At 60.0% G+C, this 19,449-nt stretch carries 14 protein-coding genes and 3 pseudogenes; 11 read left to right on the top strand and 6 right to left on the bottom strand.

Annotation, left to right across the window (positions count from 1 at the left end):
• Positions 1-98: 98 nt before the first annotated feature.
• Together QMX88_RS08440 and QMX88_RS08445 are read right to left on the bottom strand one after the other, a co-directional pair.
• A complete protein-coding gene (locus QMX88_RS08440; RefSeq protein ID WP_122536572.1) occupies positions 99-728 on the bottom strand; it encodes a response regulator in 630 nt (209 codons plus the stop codon).
• Positions 725-2,713 (bottom strand): PAS domain-containing sensor histidine kinase, encoded by a 1,989-nt coding sequence (locus QMX88_RS08445; protein ID WP_442969441.1) that lies wholly within the window; start codon positions 2,711-2,713, stop codon positions 725-727. Before QMX88_RS08445 ends, QMX88_RS08440 begins: the two co-directional genes overlap by 4 nt.
• A gap of 223 nt (positions 2,714-2,936) precedes the next feature.
• On the opposite strand from QMX88_RS08445, the gene QMX88_RS08450 reads away from it, so the two are divergent.
• Entirely contained in the window at positions 2,937-3,920 is a 984-nt protein-coding gene (locus QMX88_RS08450; protein WP_282368194.1) for an alpha/beta hydrolase family protein, read from the top strand.
• A 54-nt stretch (positions 3,921-3,974) separates the two neighbouring features.
• Here the strand turns inward: QMX88_RS08450 and QMX88_RS29605 are convergent.
• The 4 genes and pseudogenes from QMX88_RS29605 to QMX88_RS08465 form a co-directional block, all read right to left on the bottom strand.
• Positions 3,975-4,181 (bottom strand): annotated as a pseudogene (locus tag QMX88_RS29605) (DnaJ domain-containing protein); the annotation flags it as partial.
• Positions 4,182-4,255: 74 nt separating this feature from the next.
• Positions 4,256-4,748, bottom strand: a pseudogene (locus tag QMX88_RS29610) (TerB family tellurite resistance protein); the annotation flags it as partial.
• Complete coding sequence (gene murU / locus QMX88_RS08460; RefSeq protein WP_192173100.1) at positions 4,749-5,417, bottom strand: N-acetylmuramate alpha-1-phosphate uridylyltransferase MurU; 669 nt, start codon at positions 5,415-5,417, stop codon at positions 4,749-4,751.
• A gap of 58 nt (positions 5,418-5,475) precedes the next feature.
• Positions 5,476-6,519, bottom strand: coding sequence for an aminoglycoside phosphotransferase family protein (locus QMX88_RS08465; RefSeq protein WP_282368200.1), 1,044 nt, complete (start codon positions 6,517-6,519; stop codon positions 5,476-5,478).
• A 129-nt stretch (positions 6,520-6,648) separates the two neighbouring features.
• Between QMX88_RS08465 and QMX88_RS08470 the strand changes: the two genes are divergently transcribed.
• The 10 genes and pseudogenes from QMX88_RS08470 to QMX88_RS08515 all read left to right on the top strand — a co-directional run bounded on the left by QMX88_RS08470 (position 6,649) and on the right by QMX88_RS08515 (position 19,437).
• Positions 6,649-9,432, top strand: a complete 2,784-nt coding sequence (locus QMX88_RS08470; RefSeq protein WP_282368201.1) for an LPS-assembly protein LptD — start codon at positions 6,649-6,651, stop codon at positions 9,430-9,432.
• Complete coding sequence (locus QMX88_RS08475) at positions 9,413-10,735, top strand: peptidylprolyl isomerase (protein WP_282368202.1); 1,323 nt, start codon at positions 9,413-9,415, stop codon at positions 10,733-10,735. Before QMX88_RS08470 ends, QMX88_RS08475 begins: the two co-directional genes overlap by 20 nt.
• Positions 10,732-11,721, top strand: coding sequence for a 4-hydroxythreonine-4-phosphate dehydrogenase PdxA (pdxA, locus tag QMX88_RS08480; RefSeq protein ID WP_282368204.1), 990 nt, complete (start codon positions 10,732-10,734; stop codon positions 11,719-11,721). Before QMX88_RS08475 ends, pdxA begins: the two co-directional genes overlap by 4 nt.
• Entirely contained in the window at positions 11,718-12,524 is an 807-nt protein-coding gene (gene rsmA, locus QMX88_RS08485) for a 16S rRNA (adenine(1518)-N(6)/adenine(1519)-N(6))-dimethyltransferase RsmA (protein ID WP_192173105.1), read from the top strand. Before pdxA ends, rsmA begins: the two co-directional genes overlap by 4 nt.
• A 117-nt stretch (positions 12,525-12,641) precedes the next feature.
• Complete coding sequence (apaG, locus tag QMX88_RS08490) at positions 12,642-13,022, top strand: Co2+/Mg2+ efflux protein ApaG (protein ID WP_192173106.1); 381 nt, start codon at positions 12,642-12,644, stop codon at positions 13,020-13,022.
• Positions 13,022-13,872: pseudogene (locus QMX88_RS08495) on the top strand (symmetrical bis(5'-nucleosyl)-tetraphosphatase); the annotation flags it as partial. The gene apaG and the pseudogene QMX88_RS08495, both read left to right, overlap by 1 nt.
• Before the next feature lie 87 nt (positions 13,873-13,959).
• On the top strand, positions 13,960-14,280 hold the full coding sequence (glpE, locus tag QMX88_RS08500; RefSeq protein ID WP_192173108.1) for a thiosulfate sulfurtransferase GlpE: 321 nt from the start codon (positions 13,960-13,962) through the stop codon (positions 14,278-14,280).
• Between the two features lie 287 nt (positions 14,281-14,567).
• On the top strand, positions 14,568-16,490 hold the full coding sequence (locus QMX88_RS08505; protein WP_192173109.1) for a PrkA family serine protein kinase: 1,923 nt from the start codon (positions 14,568-14,570) through the stop codon (positions 16,488-16,490).
• Between the two features lie 116 nt (positions 16,491-16,606).
• Positions 16,607-17,878: a YeaH/YhbH family protein gene (locus QMX88_RS08510; protein ID WP_074886967.1), complete on the top strand. Its 1,272-nt coding sequence runs from the start codon at positions 16,607-16,609 to the stop codon at positions 17,876-17,878.
• On the top strand, positions 17,875-19,437 hold the full coding sequence (locus QMX88_RS08515) for a SpoVR family protein (RefSeq protein WP_133775468.1): 1,563 nt from the start codon (positions 17,875-17,877) through the stop codon (positions 19,435-19,437). Before QMX88_RS08510 ends, QMX88_RS08515 begins: the two co-directional genes overlap by 4 nt.
• Positions 19,438-19,449: the final 12 nt, after the last annotated feature.

The following is a 19,449-nucleotide window of genomic DNA, read 5'->3' on the forward strand; positions in this document are numbered from 1 at the left end:
AGCTCACTCCTACAGGGGATCGCAATAACCTGTAGGAGTGAGCTTGCTCGCGATTGCGTTTTACGAAGTACCACAGGAAGTCGTTTTTAGACACGCAATCAAACCAACTTGTGCTCCATCGCATACTTCACCAGCTCGGCCAGCGAATTGATTTTCAGCTTCTGCATCAGGCGCGCCTTGTGGGTGCTGATGGTCTTGCTGCTCAGCGCCAGTTGCTGGGCGATGTCGTTGACGTTCGCGCCCTGGGCCAGGCGCTCGAACACCGAGAACTCGCGCTCGGACAACAATGAGTGCAACGGCCGGCTGTCCGTCAGACCGACCTCAAACACCATGCGATCGGCCAGGTCCGGGTCGATATAACGCCCGCCCGCAGCCACCCGCCGGATCGCCGTCAGCAGCAACGCAGGGTCGCTGTCCTTGGTCGCGTAGCCGGCGGCGCCGACCTTCAAGGCCCGCGCGGCCATTTGCGCTTCATCGTGCATCGACAGCACCAGAATCGCGGGCGGATTGTTCAGCGCGCGAATTCTCGGGATCGCCTCCAGGCCATTGACGCCCGGCATGGAAATATCCAGCAGCACGACCTCGCACGGGATGTGGCGCAAAGCCTCCAGCAACTGCTCGCCATTGCTGGCCTCCCCGACCACTTGCAGATCTTTCGCCAGGCCGATCAGCTGTTTGATGCCCTCGCGGACAATCGTGTGGTCTTCGGCAACCAATACGCGAATCAATGCACGTGCTCCTCAGCGACCGGTTCCAGCGGAATGTGGATGCGCAAGGTTGTGCCTTCTCCGGGCAAGGTGTCCAGATGCAATTGCCCGCCCATGATCAGGACCCGCTCGCGCATGCCCACCAGTCCGAACGACGCCGGACGTTCTGCGCGCTGATCGAAGCCCTTGCCGTCGTCGGCGATGCGCATGCACAGCACGCCAACGCTCAGCGTCAGGCTCAGCTCGACCGTGTGCGCCTCGGCATGGCGCATGACGTTGGTCAGCGACTCCTGAAGAATGCGGAACAGCCCGATGGCCGTTGCGTCCGGCAGGCTGGGCAAGTTGTCCGGCACCTGCACCAGGCACGGAATCTGGGTGCGTGCCTCGAAGCGCCGGGCCTGCCATTCAATGGCTGACGCAATGCCTGCATCAAGAATCGGTGGCCGCAGCGCGGTCGCCACGTCCCGCACCAACTGGAACAACTGCGCAATCAGGCGCTTCATGCTGTTCAACCGATCACGCAAGCCAGGGTCAAGATCGGCGTAGGCCAGTTCACACATGGACGTTTCCAGCTTGAGCACGGTCAGCATCTGACCCAGCTCGTCGTGGACTTCCCGGGCGATTCGGGCCTTTTCTTCTTCGCGCACGGTTTCCAGGTGCGCCGACAGCTCGCGCAACTGCTCGGCCAGCACCTGCAAGCGCGCCTCGCTCTCCTGCAACGCGGCGAGGGACCGGCGTCGTTCGGTCACGTCGGTGATGAACACCACCAGGTACTCGGCGTCGCGAAAACGCAGAAAGCTCAGCGATACATCGGCAGGCAGGATGCTGCCATCGGCGCGCACGCAATTGCTTTCGTAGTTCTGCGGCCCTTCCTCGCTGGAGCGCGCGGTTTTCCACAGATTGAGCCAGCGATCCATGTTCAGCCCCGGCTCGAAATCAATCAGCGGCCGGTCCACCACTCCACCCGGCGCATAACCCAGCATGGTTTCGGCGGCCTGATTGGCGTAGCGCACGTGGCTGTCCCAATTGACCCAGAGAATGCCGACGGTGCTCTGATCGATGGAGAACTGCGCCAGCCGCAATGCCTCCTCCCCTGCCAGACGCCTGGCGATGTCATCCCGGGCGGCGAGTAATTGTTTCTCCAATTGCTGCTGTTGTTTGCGCTGCCAGTAAACAATCGCCGCGCTGGCGAGGAGCAGGACCAACAGCAGCAGCGCGATGTTCTTCCACAGCCCCGGCGATTCACTGATCTGCGGGTATTTGGGCTGGAGCCACTGCGTATGCAGTTGTTCGAGATCCCGGGCCGGAATGGCGCTCAATGCCTGGCTGATAATCTCGGCGAGCTGCGGCGTGTCACGTCGGGAGGCCACGCGCAGCAGCTGCGGGAAACCAATGTCGCCAACCACGGCGAGCCCGGCAAACTCGGCTTCGCGGGACAGACGGCTGAGTTGCGCCTCATCGATCACGGCGTATCGCGCCTGCTGACTGAGCAAGAGCTGCAACGCCTGACGCTCCAGCGGCACGCCTTGCAGATTGAGGTGGGTGTAATTGCTGCGCAGGTAGTCAGCAGTAACGCTGGGCATGCGCACAGCGACGCGCACCTGGCCGTCGAGCTTTTCCAGATCCACCGCGCCGGCGCCGTCACGTTCGCCAACGATCAGTTGCGGAACGCGCATGTACGGATCGGAATACAGCCACAGGCGCAAGCCGGCGGGCGTCTGGGTCAGGCCCGGCGCGAAGTCGATCTGGCCGTCGGCCAAGGCTTTTTCGAGCTCGCCCTGATCGGCATAACTGCGCCACAGCAGCTCCACCTGAAGGGTCTTTACCATGAGATTGATGAGGTCGACGTTCGCGCCGGACAACTGCTGCGCACGACGATCGAGCTGGGCGTAAGGCGTTTGAAGGACGAGCCCGACGCGCAACTGCCCGCGCTGGGTCAGCCAGTCCCTTTGCTCGCTGGTCAAGGGGTCGGCCTGGGTGGGCGAGGCGGCGGCATAGTGCGACATCGGCAACGCGATCAGCATCAGGCCGATCAAGAGCGCGCGGGTATCGCCGATAACCCGAAGGCACAGCGCACGGATTCTCAAACTGTCGTCTCCATTTCCCTGAATCCCATGCCGATCATGCTCTGTGTCTGTCGCTTGCTTGAGACGCGGCGATTGCCTGGCCTGACAAACAGCCAGCAACCCATTAGTCTGCCGGAATTGTTTCCGGCCTTTGGAATATTCGATGTCCTACACCCTTCGCGCACTATTTCCTGCGCTGTGCCTGACGCTGATACTACCTTGCTCGCCGCTCGTCATGGCCGCGGACCCGGCGCCGGACAAAGACGCCAAGCCTGCTGAAGCGCCAGTCGAGCGAGCGGCGTTGCCGTCGCGCACTGAAGAAGACACCCTGGCGCTGGAGCGTCAGGTGCCACAAGCCGAGCAACAGCAGTTGCAGGCGGGCGACGAGACGTTTCTGGCGTTGTGGAAACCGGCGAATGTCGACGAGCCCAAAGGCGCGGTGATCATCGTGCCGGGGGCCGATGAGTCAGCAGACTGGCCGACTGCGGTGGCACCGCTGCGCCGCAAGTTGCCGGACGTCGGGTGGTCCAGCCTCAGTCTGAGCATGCCGGACGCTCACAATGACGGCGTATTCGCGCGCGCGGCGGATGCTCCGGCTGCGGCCTCTACGGGTGATAAACCCAAGGACGCGCCGGTCAAGGCACCGGATCCTGCAGCCACTGCTGAAGCGGAGGCCGCAGCGGCCGCCGAACAGGCAGCTGCCCAAGCCGAGATGGCCAAGGCCAGCGCCGAGAAAATCTTTACCCGGATCGACAGCGCCGTGACCTTCGCCCAGCAGAACAAAGCCCGGAGCATCGTCCTCCTCGGTCACGGCAGCGGCGCTTATTGGGCGGCGCGTTACATGAGCGAGCGGCCCTCGCCAGCCGTTCAACGCCTGGTCATGGTCACGGCCGTAGACACCGGCAAGGAAACGCCGTCGCTGATGGCGCTGCTGCCCACGCTGAAAGTCCCGACGGCCGACTTCGTCAACAAGGACCGTTCGGTGCCGCGTCAGCAGGCACAAGACCGCCTGGATGCCAGCAAACGAAACAAGAACGCCAGGTTCACCCAAGTGGCGTTGAGCGCCATTCCCGGCAATCCCGCGATGGAGCAAGATCAATTGTTTCGTCGGGTTCGGGGTTGGCTGGAGGGTGACGCCGCAAAGTAACCATTTCCGCCTTCGACGCTGCCCATGCTGCGGGCAGCATCCAGACCCAGAGCCTCAGCGAAACCCGCGCCGATCGCGAATGACCGCGTAGGCGTGGTGCAGCTCGCGGGTTTTCTCGGTGGCATCACGCACCTGTATCTGATTGGCGCCACTGCCAGCGATCTTGTCCGGGTGATGGCGACTGAGCAATCGACGGTAAGCGCGCTTGATCTGCGCTGGTTCCGCATCCGCTTTCACGCCCAGCAAACGCAGCGCGTCCTGAAACTCGCCGCTACTGCTGGCGGGAGCACCCCGCGAACGCTGCTCGTCTTCGGTGGAGGATAAGCCTTCGACTTTGCCTGGCGGCCAGCCCAGCCATTTGCCCCACTGCACAATCAATTCGCGCTCGGTGCGCGACGCCCTGCCATCCGCCCACGCCATGCGCCAACAGGCGCGCAACAAACCTTCTGCGGCGTGGGGCTGGGTTTTCAGGCGCGTCAGGTGGACGCGCAAATTGTCGCGCCCGTCCTTGCCCCGATTGAACGCCTGAATGGCCCGCCGCTGCGCTGCCTCGCTGAGGTCCAGTCGGCGCATTTCCACGCGCGCCTGCTGAATGTGCCCGTCGACCACACGGCCATCGCTCTTCGCCAGACGCCCCAGCAGAATGAAAATAAGCTCGTCGTCGCGCGGCACGGTGCGGCCATTGGCACGCTCGCGCATCTCCGCCCAGCTCCGGAAATGCAGCCGCCGATCAAGCGCCTGCCCCAGAAGCGCGCCGAGCATGGCGCCGGGAATGCTGGCAATCAGATACCCGACGCCACCGCCAACCACCGTGAATGGCCACAGCATCTAGGGCTTCACCGCAAGGATCTGCTCGACTTCGGCCAGTCGCTCATGGGTACCGACATCCACCCAGCGGCCGGCAAAACGTTCGCCGGTCACTAGGCCTTTCGCCATGGCGTCACGCAACAGAGGCGCCAGCTTGAACGCGCCTTCGGTGCAGCCCGCGAAAAGTTGCGGATGCAGCACCGCGATACCGCTGTAGGTCAGGCGCGGCTGATCAGCATCGTTGTGAACTTGCCCGTCGACCAGCGCAAAATCCCCGCCGGGGTGATGCGGCGGGTTGTCCACCAGCACCAGATGGGCGAGCCCCTTGAGCGGCTTCATCAACACGCTGAAATCGAAATCGACCCAGATGTCTCCGTTGACCACCAGAAACGGCTCGTCGCCCAGCAGCGGCAGCGCACGAAAGATCCCGCCGCCCGTCTCCAGCGGTTCGCCCTCAGGGGAGTAGGAGATATTCAGACCCCACTGGTGACCGTCGCCCACATGATTTTCGATCTGCTGGCCCAACCACGCGTGGTTGATCACGACGTCTTCAAAACCTGCCGATTTGATCGCGCGCAGGTGATATTCAATCAGTGGAACACCGCCGGCTCGCACCAGCGGTTTGGGCGTGTGCAGGGTCAACGGGCGCAGGCGCTCGCCTTTACCCGCCGCCAGAATCATCGCTTTCATGCGGCCCTCATCAAGACAATCTTCACGTGCAGTCCCTCTTCAATTGCAGTCCATTCCGTTACACAACAGATGCTGGTTTTGCCTGTGTCGGTTTTGTATGGCCAAGGCTGGTCAGCAGATTACTCAGTTCAACCAGCTCCGGGCGTCGTGCCAACACTGCTTCTATATAAGAGAAGAAGCGCGGCACATCGGCGACGTAGCGTGGCTTGCCATCACGGTGGCAGATGCGGGCGAAAATACCGATCACCTTCAAATGCCGCTGCACGCCCATCAGATCGCTGGCACGCCGGAATTCATCGAATTCGCCCTGCACCGGGATGCCCGCCGCCGCAGCCTTGTTCCAGTACAGCTCGAGCCATGCCGCTACGCGCTCCTCCGGCCAACTCAGGAAAGCATCCTTGAACAGGCAGGTGATGTCGTAGGTGACCGGGCCGTACACCGCGTCCTGAAAATCCAGCACGCCAGGGTTCGGTTCGCTGAGCATCAGGTTGCGCGGCATGTAGTCACGGTGCACCAGCACCTTTGGCTGGGCCAGCGCGCTTTCGATCAGCAGATCGCTGACTGCCTGCCAACTGGCCTGCTGGGCCTGGTCAAACTCGACGCCCAGATGACGCTTCACGTACCACTCGGGAAACAGCTCCAGCTCGCGGCGCAGCAGTGCCACGTCGTAACTCGGCAACGGCGCGTTCATCGGCAGTTGCTGGTAGGCGAGCAGTGCGTCGATCGCGTCCATGAACAGCCGATCGGCGTTTTGCTCGTCGATGACATCCAGGTAGGTCTGACGACCCAGGTCGTTCAACAAAAGAAAGCCCTGATTCAGGTCTTCGGCATAAATTTTCGGAACATTAATGCCCGACCCGCTCAATAAATGAGCGATATCCACGAAGGGTTTGCAGTTTTCCTGGGGCGGCGGCGCGTCCATGACAATAAAAGTTCGGCCCTCCCCCTCCCAGCGAAAGTAGCGACGGAAACTGGCGTCGCTACTGGCGGCAGTCAACGTGGCCGGGGGAATCGGGCCCCAGCCCTGGGCCTCAAATAACCGCGGGAGCTGCTCATCGAGCCAAACTTTCAGGTGTTGCAGGCGTACATCTTGATCTGGCATTGCAAGGGTCTCCGACGGCGCTAGCCGTCAAGCGGGTCATGCTTTATTATCCGACATCTTTTTCAGCCCATCGAGAGGCGTGCGGCCCCCCCGCGGGCAGATGGCGCGCAGGAAGCCCGGACTAATAAGATGGCATTGAAATCCCCCGCGTTTCGTAAAAAATTTCCGTTGCTCGTAACCGGCAGTTTGCTGGCGATGCAACCCCTGGCCGTCCCGTACGTGGTTGCCGCTGAACAGTATGACTGCTCGGTGTCTGCAACAGGTGCATGGGATTGCTCTCCGAAAACCAACGCAGCCCAGTTGCCTCCGCGCCCCGTGCACGACGCCAACAGTGTTTCGTCCAACAGCAGCACGGCAGATGGCGCTCAGACGACCACCACCTCCGATGGCGAAGTCGTGCCCAAAACGATGCTGGTCACCGAGGCCAAGGGCCGTGGCCTGAAATCGCGCAGCGCCGATTACAGCCACCTTGACTGGGTGCCGCGCGAGAAGCTGACCGCAGCCCAACTGGCCGAGACCGGTCCGTACTGCTCGGGCGCCTACATCGAACCGATCCGTCCGGGCATGGACGACAAGACGCCGAAGAGCGATGCACCGACTTTCATCGGCGCCAAGGCTTCCCGTTATCAGCAGGAAGAACAGGTTGCGACTCTGGCCGGTGATGTTGTCCTGCGTCAGGGCAGCATGCAGGTCGAGGCTGACGAAGCCAGCCTGCATCAGGCCGAGAACCGTGGCGAGCTGAACGGCGATGTCCGTCTGCGCGACAACGGCGCCCTGATCGTCGGTGATCACGCTGAAGTCCAGCTCGACACCGGCGAAGCCAAAGTCGACAACGCCGAGTACGTGCTGCACAAGAACAACGTTCGCGGTAACGCCCTGTACGCTCGTCGTGCCGAGAACGCGATCATCCGCTTGAAGGACGGCACGTACACCACGTGCGAACCGAACAGCAACGCGTGGACCGTTAAGGGCAACAACATCACCCTGAACCCGGCCACCGGTTTCGGTACTGCCACCAACGCCACACTGCGCGTTCATGACATTCCGATCCTTTACACGCCTTACATTTATTTCCCGATCGACGACCGTCGCCAGTCCGGCTTTCTGCCACCGACCATCGGTACCGGCACAGAAACCGGCTTCTCGTTGCTCACACCGTACTATTTCAATCTGGCGCCGAACTACGACGCCACGCTGTACCCAACTTACATGGCCAAACGCGGTCTGCTGCTGGAAGGCGAGTTCCGCTACCTGACCAAGACCAGCGAAGGTCAGTTCGGTGCGGCTTACCTGAACGATGACGACGACGATCGCAAGCTGCAGTCGGACTACAAAGATACCCGCTGGTTGGTCAACTGGCAGGATCGCAGTGGCCTGGATTCGCGTCTGAGCAGCAGGATCGACTACACCAAGGTCAGTGATCCTTATTACTTCAAAGACCTGAAAAGCGGCCAGGAAGGCGTAAGTACTCACGACTTCCTGAACCAGCAGGGCGCTGTCTACTACCGCGGTGACAACTACACCGCAACGCTCAATGCGCAGCAGTATCAGCTGACCACGGTTACTCAGATCACGCCGTATGCACGTCTGCCTCAGCTGACGTTGACCGGCACGCTGCCGTACCAACCAGCAGGTTTGAAGTTTGACTACGACACTGAGCTGGTTCGGTTTGATCGCGACCTGAGAACCGGAAACTTCGTCGATGAAGACGGCATCGCTTCCCGACGTCTTGACCAGAATGTATCGGGTCTGGCGCGTGCCAACGGCGACCGCCTCAACCTCGCGCCGTCTATCAGCCTTCCCCTAACTGCCAGCTACGGTTATGTGACGCCCAAGTTGAAGTACGTTTACACCCAGTACGATCTGGACCTAGATGCTCAGGGCAAGCGCACGCTGTTGGCTGATGAGTCTTATCACAGCACCGAAAACCGTGCCGTCCCGATCTTCAACGTCGACAGCGGCCTGTACTTTGATCGCAAAACCAGCTGGTTTGGTAAAGACTACCGTCAGACACTGGAACCTCGTCTGTACTATCTCTATGTCCCTGAGAAAGATCAGAACGACATCCCGATCTTCGACAGTGCGGAAACCACTTTCAACTACGCCTCGCTGTTCCGCGACAACCGCTTCGTCGGCTCCGACCGTATCGGTGACGAGAACAAGCTGTCCCTGGGCGTAACCAACCGCTGGATCGAAGACAACGGTTTCGAGCGTCAGCGTGTCAGCATTGGTCAGGCGGTGTATTTCGCCGACCGTAAGGTGCAACTGCCAGGCATTGCCTACGAAGACCGCAAGGACGCCCAGTCCGACGTGTCGCCTTACGCACTCGAATACGAATACCGCTTCAACCGCGACTGGCGGGCGACGTCGGACTTCAACTGGGACCCGGACAGCCGCAGCACTCGCTCCGGCAGCGCAATGGTTCACTACCAGCCTGAAGACGAGCCGGGCAAAATCATCAACGCCGGCTACCGCTATCGCAACGACCAGGTTCGTTACGACCAGACTACAGGTCGCTGGAGCGTAGGTGGGGGTGACTACACCTATCCGGATGGCACCGTCATCAAGGACTACTACAAGATTCAGCAACATGACTTCTCGGTCATCTGGCCTGTGGTTCCGCAGTGGAGCGCCATCGCTCGCTGGCAGTACGACTACAACCGTGACCGCACCCTCGAAGCCTTTGGTGGTTTTGAATATGACAACTGCTGCTGGAAGCTGCGTCTGATCAACCGGTACTGGGTCGACTATGACGAGTCCACCCAAGAGATACCGCAGAACGAAAAAGGCGACCGCGGCGTCTTCCTACAAATCGTGTTGAAGGGACTTGGCGGCGTCGTTGGCCAAAAAGTTGAAAGCTTCCTCGACAAAGGCATCCAAGGTTATCGTGAACGTGAAGACCAAGCTTTCTGATTGTCTGCGCCCGCTGATGCTGGGCGCGCTGCTTATCGGTACTGTTGCGCACGCTGAAGTGCGCACCATCGACAAGGTAGTTGCCATCGTCGACAACGACGTGGTCATGCAAAGCCAGCTCGACCAGCGCACCCGTGAGGTTCAGCAAACCATCGCCAAGCGCGGGCAGGGTGTTCCGCCTGCCAGCGCGCTGGAGTCTCAGGTCCTGGATCGTCTGATCCTGGAAAACCTGCAGATCCAGATCGGCGAACGCTCCGGCATTCGCATCAGCGATGAAGAACTGAATCAGGCGGTTGCGACCATCGCTCAACGCAACAACATGAGTGTTGACCAGTTCAAGGCTGCACTGACCCACGACGGGCTGTCCTACACCAGCGCACGTGAGCAGATCCGCCGGGAAATGATCATCAGCCGTGTGCGTCAGCGCCGGGTTGCCGAACGTATTCAGGTCTCGGAGCAGGAAGTGAAGAACTTCCTCGCTTCCGACCTGGGCAAGGCTCAGTTCTCCGAAGAATTCCACTTGGCCAACATCTTGATCCCGACGCCGGACAGCGCGACGTCGGATCAAATTCAGGCCGCTGCAGCCAAAGCCAAGGACCTCTACGGCAAGCTGCAACAGGGTGCGAACTTCGAGCAGATGGCAATCGCGTCGTCGGCCAGCGAAAGTGCTCTGGACGGTGGTGATATGGGCTGGCGTAAAGCCGCTCAGTTGCCGCCTCCGTTTGGTGACATGCTGTCGTCGATGCGTCCGGGTGAGGTCACCCCTCCTGCGCGTACACCGGGCGGCTTCATCATTCTCAAGCTGCTGGAAAAACGCGGCGGCGAGACTCAGACCCAGATGCGCGACGAGGTTCACGTGCGTCACATCCTGATCAAGCCAAGCGAAATCCGTAGCCCAGCCGAGACCAAGCTGCTGGCGCAACGGATCTACGACCGGATCCAGAATGGCGAAGACTTCGGCGAACTGGCGAAGAGCTTCTCCGAAGATCCGGGTTCGGCACTCAACGGCGGCGACATGAACTGGGTTGACCCGCGTTCGCTGGTTCCGGAGTTCCGCGACGTCATGAACGAGACACCTCAGGGTGTCGTGTCCAAGCCGTTCGAGAGTCAATTCGGCTGGCACGTTCTGGAAGTCCTCGGCCGTCGCTCGACTGACAGCACCAGTCAGGCCCGTGAGCAACAGGCGATGACTGTACTGCGTAACCGCAAGTACGACGAAGAGCTGCAAACCTGGCTGCGTCAGATCCGTGATGAAGCCTACGTCGAGATCAAGCTCCCCGGAGCTGATCAGGCGGCCAAGTGAAACCCCAGCGTTTCGCCCTGACACCCGGCGAGCCGGCCGGCATCGGTCCCGACCTTTGCCTGCTGCTCGCCGCGCAGTCCCAGCCCCATCCCCTGATTGCCATTACCAGCTGCGACCTGCTCACCGAGCGGGCCGCCCGGCTGGGTGTGGTTGTCAGCTTGATCCCCGTTACACCCGCCGCCTGGCCTGACGTCCCGGCCCCCGCTGGCAGTCTGTATGTCTGGGACACGCCGGTTCAGGCGCCGGTCATTGCCGGCCAGCTCGACAAAGCCAACGGCGGCTTCGTGCTCGAAACCCTGACCCGCGCCGGCCAGGGCTGCCTGGACGGCCACTTCGCCGGCATGATCACAGCGCCGGTGCACAAGGGCGTGATCAACGACAGTGGCATCGCGTTCTCCGGGCACACTGAATTTCTTGCGGAGCTGACCCACACCGAACAGGTGGTGATGATGCTGGCAACCGGTGATCTGCGGGTGGCGCTGGTGACCACTCACCTGCCCCTGCGTGACGTCGCCGACGCGATCACCGCTGAACGGCTGGAGCGCGTGACGCGCATCCTGCACGCGGATCTGGTCAAAAAATTCGGTATCGCCCGCCCGCGGATTCTGGTCTGTGGCCTGAACCCCCATGCCGGCGAGAGCGGTCACCTGGGCCGCGAAGAAATCGACATCATTGAACCTACCCTGGCGCGTCTGCGCAGCGAGGGCCTGGATTTACATGGCCCGCTGCCTGCCGACACGCTCTTCACCCCCAAATATCTGGAGCACTGCGACGCAGTGCTGGCGATGTACCACGACCAGGGCCTGCCCGTGCTGAAGTACAAAGGCTTCGGCGCCGCCGTCAACATCACGCTGGGCCTGCCGATCATTCGCACCTCCGTCGATCACGGCACGGCGCTGGATCTGGCGGGCACCGGCAAGATTGACACCGGCAGCCTCAGGGTCGCTCTGGAAACCGCCTATCAGATGGCCGAGACCCATTCATGAACGAGCAATTTCAACACAAGGCGCGCAAGCGTTTTGGCCAGAACTTCCTGCACGATGCCGGTGTGATCGACAAGATCCTGCGCTCCATTCGGGCCAAGACCGAGGACCGCATGCTGGAAATCGGCCCGGGACAAGGTGCCCTGACCGAGGGTCTGCTGAACAGCGGCGCACAGTTGGACGTCGTCGAGCTCGACAAAGACCTCGTGCCGATTCTCATGCATCAGTTCGGCAGCAAGCCGAATTTCAGTCTGCATCAGGGTGACGCACTGAAGTTTGACTTCACCAGCCTGAACGCCGCACCCAACAGCCTCCGTGTCGTTGGCAACCTGCCGTACAACATCTCCACGCCGCTGATTTTTCATCTGCTGCAGAACGCTTACCTGATCCGCGACATGCACTTCATGCTGCAGAAAGAAGTGGTCGAGCGCCTGGCGGCAGGTCCGGGTGGCGGTGATTGGGGACGGCTGTCGATCATGGTTCAGTACCACTGCCGCGTTGAGCATCTGTTCAACGTTGGTCCGGGCGCGTTCAATCCGCCGCCGAAAGTGGATTCCGCCATCGTTCGTCTAGTGCCCCATGAAACCCTGCCGCACCCGGCCAAGGATCACCGCGTGCTTGAGCGCGTCGTCCGCGAGGCCTTCAACCAGCGCCGCAAGACCCTGCGCAATACGCTGAAAGCCCTGCTGACCAGCGAAGAAATCACCGAAGCCGGCGTCGATGGCAGCCTGCGTCCGGAGCAGCTGGATCTGGCGGCGTTTGTGCGACTGGCCGACAAGCTCAGCGAAAAGCCAGTCGCCGCCTGACTTTCTCGGGACATGTCCGGTCAAAGCCTCATCGGTCTTTATCCGTGACATGTCCTAGACTGATTTCCAACCGGACGACTTCCGGCTATTTCCGCTTTCGCTTCTAAGGCCTCTTGCATGTCTGATTCTCGTTACCAGGTCGACGTCAGCGTCGAGACCCGATTCCTAGCCGAACAGTCTCAGCCTGAGCAAAACCGCTTCGCCTTCGCCTACACCATCACCGTGCAGAACAACGGCGAGTTGCCAGCCAAGTTGCTGTCACGCCATTGGGTGATTACCGACGGCGACGGTCAGGTTGAAGAGGTGCGCGGCGACGGCGTTGTTGGACAGCAACCGCTGATCCAGCCGGGACAAAGCCACACCTACACCAGCGGCACCGTGATGACCACCAAGGTGGGCAACATGCAGGGCACTTATCAAATGCTCGCCGAAGACGGCAAGCGCTTCGATGCTGTCATCGCTCCGTTCCGTCTGGCCGTCCCGGGGGCGCTTCACTGATGGCGGTCTACGCAGTCGGCGACCTGCAAGGCTGCCTTGAACCGCTGAAGTGCCTGCTCGAACGCGTTGCATTCGAGCCCGGCAAAGACACGCTCTGGCTGGTCGGCGACCTCGTCAACCGAGGTCCACAGTCACTGGAAACCCTGCGCTATCTCTACGCCATGCGCGACTCGATCGTCTGCGTACTGGGCAATCACGACCTGCACCTGCTGGCGGCCGGCCGCAATATCGAGCGCTTGAAGAAAGGCGACACGCTGCGGGAGATTCTGGAAGCGCCAGACGCCGTCGTGCTGCTCGACTGGTTGCGCCAACAGAAGCTGATGCATTACGACGCCGAACGCGACATCGCACTGGTGCACGCAGGGATTCCGCCGCAATGGACGCTGAAGAAAGCACTGCGCTGCGCCGAAGAGGTGGAACAGGTATTGCGCGATGACAATCGCTTCGAGCCTTTTCTCGACGGCATGTACGGTAACGAGCCTGCCAAGTGGGACAAAGACCTGCAGGGCGTCACCCGGCTGCGGGTGATCACAAACTACTTCACGCGCATGCGTTTTTGCACCAGCGATGGCAAGCTTGACCTCAAGAGCAAGGAAGGCCTTGACAGTGCGCCGGCGGGTTACGCGCCGTGGTTCAAGCACAAGGAGCGCAAGACCAAGGGCGTCGGTATCATTTTTGGTCACTGGGCCGCACTTGAAGGCCGATGTGACGAGCCCGGGGTGTATGCGCTGGACACGGGCTGTGTCTGGGGCGGCGCCATGACGCTGCTCAACGTCGACACTCGCGCGCTGATCCGTTGCGACTGCGACGAGCGCGGCAACGCAAAGGTGCCCGCCCCTGCGCTACCCCCCCCTCAGCGAGCCAATTCCGCTGCAGCAGTAAAGATCTAACTACGTTCTCGACCGTTCGAGGACCCGACGGCCCAGGAGCCCGAGCCATGACTGACTTCAAACGCATTTCACCCGAACAAGTCCATGCCCTGCGCGAACAAGGCGCCGTGCTGGTGGACGTACGTGACGCGCAGACCTACGCGTCCCAGCACATTCCGGATTCCCATCACCTCGACAACCATTCCATCGCCGACTTCATCCGTCAGGCCGATCTGGACAAACCGTTGGTCGTCCTCTGCTATCACGGCAACTCCAGTCAGAGCGCAGCGGCCTATCTTGTAGGTCAGGGCTTCTCCGAGGTCTACAGCATGGATGGCGGTTTCGAGTTGTGGAAAACCCAATTCCCTGCTGAAACCACGCAAGGCTGATCGAAAAATATTTTTGCTGGCCGCTATCCCGCGTCCTACGCGGGCTCGCGCCCTCATCTGACGAACGGGTATGCCCTCTTCATCCCCACTGCTTCTTTCTGTGCCCGAATCCGAACTACTCTTAGCCTCAGGCCATCCGAATCAGGGGAGAGCCGGTACACCGGCGCGTGGGTCATCGGTAGCTACTTTTATGGTGTTTGGGGGGTAATGGCAGCCGAGTGATCGGCTTCCATCCAGCATCAACTGACGATCCGCCGCCGGCTCCACGTATCGAGCGAGGTGACGTCATGAGTATTTTTAGCCACTTCCAACAACGCTTTGAATCGACACGGCAGGAAGAGCTCTCGCTACAGGAGTATCTCGAGCTCTGCAAAACCGATCGCAGCGCATACGCTTCCGCCGCAGAACGTCTGCTGATGGCCATCGGTGAGCCTGAGTTGTTCGACACGTCGACCAACTCCAGGCTGTCCAGAATCTTCTCCAACAAGGTCATCCGGCGCTATCCGGCGTTCGAGGATTTCCACGGCATGGAGGACTGCATCGAGCAAATCGTCTCGTACTTCCGCCACGCCGCCCAAGGCCTGGAAGAGAAGAAGCAGATCCTTTACCTGCTCGGCCCGGTAGGCGGCGGCAAGTCGTCCCTGGCTGAAAAACTCAAAACGCTGGTCGAAAAAGTACCGTTCTACGCCATCAAAGGGTCCCCGGTTTTCGAATCCCCTTTGGGCCTGTTCAAACCCACCGAAGACGGGACGATCCTCGAAGAGGACTACGGCATCCCGCGCCGGTACCTGAACACCATCATGTCGCCATGGGCGACCAAACGACTGGCCGAATTCGGCGGCGACATCAGTCAGTTCAAAGTGGTGAAACTCTACCCTTCCATTCTCAACCAGATCGCCGTCGCCAAAACCGAGCCCGGTGACGAGAACAACCAGGACATCTCGGCGCTGGTGGGTAAGGTCGATATCCGCAAGCTCGAGGAATACCCACAGAACGACGCTGACGCTTACAGCTATTCGGGCGCGCTGTGCCGGGCCAACCAGGGCCTGATGGAATTCGTGGAAATGTTCAAGGCGCCGATCAAGGTGCTTCACCCACTGCTGACCGCCACCCAGGAAGGTAACTACAACAGTACCGAAGGCCTGGGCGCGATTCCGTTCACCGGTATTTTGCTGGCCCACTCCAACGAATCGGAATGGCACAGCTTCCGCAACAACAAGAACAACGAAGCCTTCATCGACCGGATTTACATCGTGAAGGTGCCGTACTGCCTGCGGGTCAGTGACGAGATCAAGATTTACGACAAGCTGCTGTTCAACAGCTCGCTGGCCAAAGCCCACTGCGCGCCGGACACGCTGAAGATGCTCGCGCAGTTCACCGTGCTGTCGCGGCTTAAAGAGCCAGACAACTCCAACATCTATTCCAAGATGAGGGTCTACGACGGCGAGAACCTCAAGGACACCGACCCAAAAGCCAAGTCGATTCAGGAATACCGCGACAGCGCCGGTGTCGACGAAGGCATGAACGGTCTCTCGACCCGGTTCGCGTTCAAGATCCTGTCAAAGGTTTTCAACTTCGACCCCCATGAGATCGCCGCCAACCCGGTCCATTTGCTGTACGTGCTGGAGCAACAGATTGAGCAGGAGCAGTTCCAGGCCGAAACCCGCGAGAGGTATCTGCGCTTCATCAAGGAATACCTGGCGCCGCGCTACATCGAGTTCATCGGCAAGGAAATCCAGACTGCGTACCTCGAGTCCTACAGCGAGTACGGCCAAAACATTTTTGACCGCTACGTGCTGTACGCGGACTTCTGGATTCAGGATCAGGAATACCGTGATCCGGAGACCGGCGAGATCCTTAATCGTGTGGCGTTGAACGAGGAACTGGAGAAGATCGAAAAACCGGCTGGCATCAGTAACCCGAAAGACTTCCGCAACGAGATCGTCAACTTCGTGCTGCGAGCCCGCGCCAACAACAACGGCAAGAACCCGACCTGGCTGAGCTACGAGAAGCTGCGGGTGGTAATCGAGAAGAAAATGTTCTCGAACACCGAAGACCTGCTGCCGGTCATCAGTTTCAACGCCAAGGCCAGCAAAGAGGACCAGCAGAAGCACAACGACTTTGTCACACGAATGGTCGAGCGGGGCTACACCGATAAACAGGTAAGGCTTCTTTCCGAATGGTACCTACGGGTCCGGAAATCGCAGTAAGGCAGCTGCAAGCGTCAAGCCACAGGCTGCAGGAAGAATGCGCGTCATCTGCTATCCGGATAACCGCCTCTACTCGCAGCTTGCGGCTCACAACTTGAAGCTCCCCGGAGGGGCCTATGAGCTATGTGATCGACCGACGTCTCAATGGGAAGAACAAGAGCACGGTGAATCGGCAGCGCTTTCTTCGCCGTTATCGTGACCACATCAAGAAGGCAGTTGAAGAAGCCGTTAGCCGGCGCTCCATTACCGATATGGAGCATGGCGAACAGATCAGTATTCCGGGTCGGGATATCGATGAGCCGGTGTTGCACCATGGTCGCGGCGGCAAGCAAACGGTTGTTCATCCGGGTAACAAGGAGTTCACCACCGGTGAGCACATTGCACGCCCGCAAGGTGGCGGCGGTGGCAAAGGGCCTGGCAAGGCGGGCAACTCCGGCGAAGGCATGGATGAGTTCGTGTTCCAGATCACTCAGGAAGAATTTCTCGAATTCATGTTCGAGGATCTGGAGCTGCCCAATCTGGTCAAGCGCAACCTGAGCGGCACTGACACGTTCAAGACCGTTCGCGCGGGCATCAGTAACGAAGGCAACCCGTCACGCATCAACATCATCCGCACATTGCGCTCGGCACATGCACGGCGTATCGCGCTGTCCGGCAGCAGCAGGGCCAAGCTGCGCCAAGTGCAGGCTGAGCTGGAACGCCTGAGGATCGAGGAGCCCGACAACTTCGGCGACATCCAGGAGCTGGAAATCGAGGCCGCAAAACTTCAGGCGCGCATTCGTCGCGTCCCGTATCTGGACACCTTCGACCTCAAATACAACCTGCTGGTCAAACAGCCGAACCCCAGCTCCAAAGCCGTGATGTTCTGTCTGATGGACGTTTCCGGGTCGATGACCCAGGCCACCAAGGACATCGCCAAGCGCTTTTTCATCCTGCTGTATCTGTTCCTCAAGCGTAACTACGACAAGATCGAAGTCGTCTTCATCCGCCACCACACCAGTGCGCGGGAAGTCGACGAAGAGGAGTTTTTCTATTCACGGGAAACCGGCGGCACCATCGTTTCCAGCGCATTGAAGCTGATGCAGGAAATCATGGCCGAGCGCTACCCCACCAACGAATGGAATATCTACGCAGCCCAGGCCTCGGACGGCGACAACTGGAACGATGACTCGCCCATTTGCCGCGATATCCTGATCAAACAAATCATGCCGTTCGTGCAGTACTACACCTACGTCGAAATCACCCCGCGCGAACATCAGGCGCTGTGGTTCGAATACGAGCGCATCGGCGAAGCCTTCGCCGACACGTTCGCCCAGCAGCAGCTGGTCTCTGCCGGTGATATCTATCCGGTGTTCCGTGAACTCTTCCAGCGCAGGTTAGTGACATGACCGCTAGAGAGCAGAAGCGCCAACCCCTCTCCACGGGTTCAGAGTGGACGTTCGAACTGATCCAGGCCTACGACCGGGAGATCAGCCGCATTGCCGAACGTTATGCGCTGGACACTTACCCCAACCAGATCGAGGTGATCACCGCCGAGCAGATGATGGACGCCTATGCGTCTGTCGGCATGCCCTTGGGTTATCACCATTGGTCCTACGGCAAGCACTTCCTCAGCACGGAAAAATCCTACTCGCGGGGCCAGATGGGTCTGGCCTACGAGATCGTCATCAACTCCGACCCGTGCATCGCCTATCTGATGGAAGAGAACACCATCTGCATGCAGGCGCTGGTCGTGGCCCACGCCTGCTATGGGCATAACAGCTTCTTCAAGGGCAATTACCTGTTCCGCACCTGGACCGACGCCAGTTCGATCATCGATTACCTCGTCTTCGCCAAGCAGTACATCATGCAGTGCGAAGAGCGCCACGGGATCGATGCGGTCGAGGATCTGCTGGATTCCTGCCACGCGCTGATGAACTACGGCGTCGATCGCTACAAGCGGCCCTATCCGATTTCGGCGGAGGAAGAACGCCGCCGCATGAAGGACCGGGAAGAGCACCTGCAGAAGCAGATCAACGATCTGTGGCGTACGATTCCGAAAAGTGCGAGCAAGAACGACAAAGAGGACTTCTCGCGCTTCCCCGCCGAGCCCCAGGAAAACATCCTTTACTTCATCGAAAAGCACGCCCCATTGCTGGAGCCCTGGCAGCGTGAAGTGGTGCGCATCGTGCGCAAGATTGCCCAGTATTTCTACCCACAGCGTCAGACCCAAGTGATGAACGAGGGCTGGGCAACGTTCTGGCATTACACGCTGATGAACGATCTGTACGACGAGGGGCTGGTGACTGACGGTTTCATGCTCGAATTCCTGACCTCCCACACCAGTGTCGTCTACCAGCCGGGCTTCGACAGTCCCTACTATAGCGGCATCAATCCCTACACGCTGGGCTTTGCCATGTATCAGGACATCCGGCGGATGTGCGAGCACCCGACCGAGGAAGACCGCCACTGGTTTCCCGATCTGGCCGGCACCGACTGGCTGACCGCGGTGAAGTTTGCGATGAGCAGCTTCAAGGACGAGAGCTTCATCCTGCAGTACCTGTCGCCCAAGGTGATCCGTGACCTGAAGTTGTTCAGCATTCTGGACGATGATCAAAAGGACGATCTTCTCGTGCCTGCCATCCACGATGAAACCGGCTACAAGGTGATTCGTGAAACTCTCGCCGCGCAATATAACCTCGGCAACCGCGAACCCAACGTGCAGATCTACAGCATTGACCGGCGCGGCGACCGCTCCCTGACCCTTCGTCATCAACAGCACGACCGCAAACCCTTGGGCGATTCGACGGATGAGGTGCTGAAACACCTGCATCGGTTGTGGGGTTTTGATATCCATCTGGAAACGCTGCAAGGCGACCAGGTGATGAAAGTCCACCATGTGCCGCCGAGAAGCGAACACGCTGACAGTGAATATCCCCGGCTGGACCTGGCGGTCGTCCACTTATAAACCTTGAGCGTT

The sequence above is a fragment of the Pseudomonas sp. PS02290 genome, from assembly GCF_029960075.1.
In the GTDB taxonomy this organism is placed as follows: Bacteria; Pseudomonadota; Gammaproteobacteria; order Pseudomonadales; family Pseudomonadaceae; genus Aquipseudomonas.

Excerpts from the sequence above, each read along its gene's own strand:
- QMX88_RS08445 (WP_442969441.1), bottom strand. The coding sequence starts at position 2,713 with ATGTCGCACTATGCCGCCGCCTCGCCCACCCAGGCCGACCCCTTGACC.
- QMX88_RS08450 (WP_282368194.1), top strand. The coding sequence starts at position 2,937 with ATGTCCTACACCCTTCGCGCACTATTTCCTGCGCTGTGCCTGACGCTG.
- murU (WP_192173100.1), bottom strand. The coding sequence starts at position 5,417 with ATGAAAGCGATGATTCTGGCGGCGGGTAAAGGCGAGCGCCTGCGCCCG.
- QMX88_RS08465 (WP_282368200.1), bottom strand. The coding sequence starts at position 6,519 with ATGCCAGATCAAGATGTACGCCTGCAACACCTGAAAGTTTGGCTCGAT.
- QMX88_RS08470 (WP_282368201.1), top strand. The coding sequence starts at position 6,649 with ATGGCATTGAAATCCCCCGCGTTTCGTAAAAAATTTCCGTTGCTCGTA.
- rsmA (WP_192173105.1), top strand. The coding sequence starts at position 11,718 with ATGAACGAGCAATTTCAACACAAGGCGCGCAAGCGTTTTGGCCAGAAC.
- apaG (WP_192173106.1), top strand. The coding sequence starts at position 12,642 with ATGTCTGATTCTCGTTACCAGGTCGACGTCAGCGTCGAGACCCGATTC.
- glpE (WP_192173108.1), top strand. The coding sequence starts at position 13,960 with ATGACTGACTTCAAACGCATTTCACCCGAACAAGTCCATGCCCTGCGC.
- QMX88_RS08505 (WP_192173109.1), top strand. The coding sequence starts at position 14,568 with ATGAGTATTTTTAGCCACTTCCAACAACGCTTTGAATCGACACGGCAG.
- QMX88_RS08510 (WP_074886967.1), top strand. The coding sequence starts at position 16,607 with ATGAGCTATGTGATCGACCGACGTCTCAATGGGAAGAACAAGAGCACG.
- QMX88_RS08515 (WP_133775468.1), top strand. The coding sequence starts at position 17,875 with ATGACCGCTAGAGAGCAGAAGCGCCAACCCCTCTCCACGGGTTCAGAG.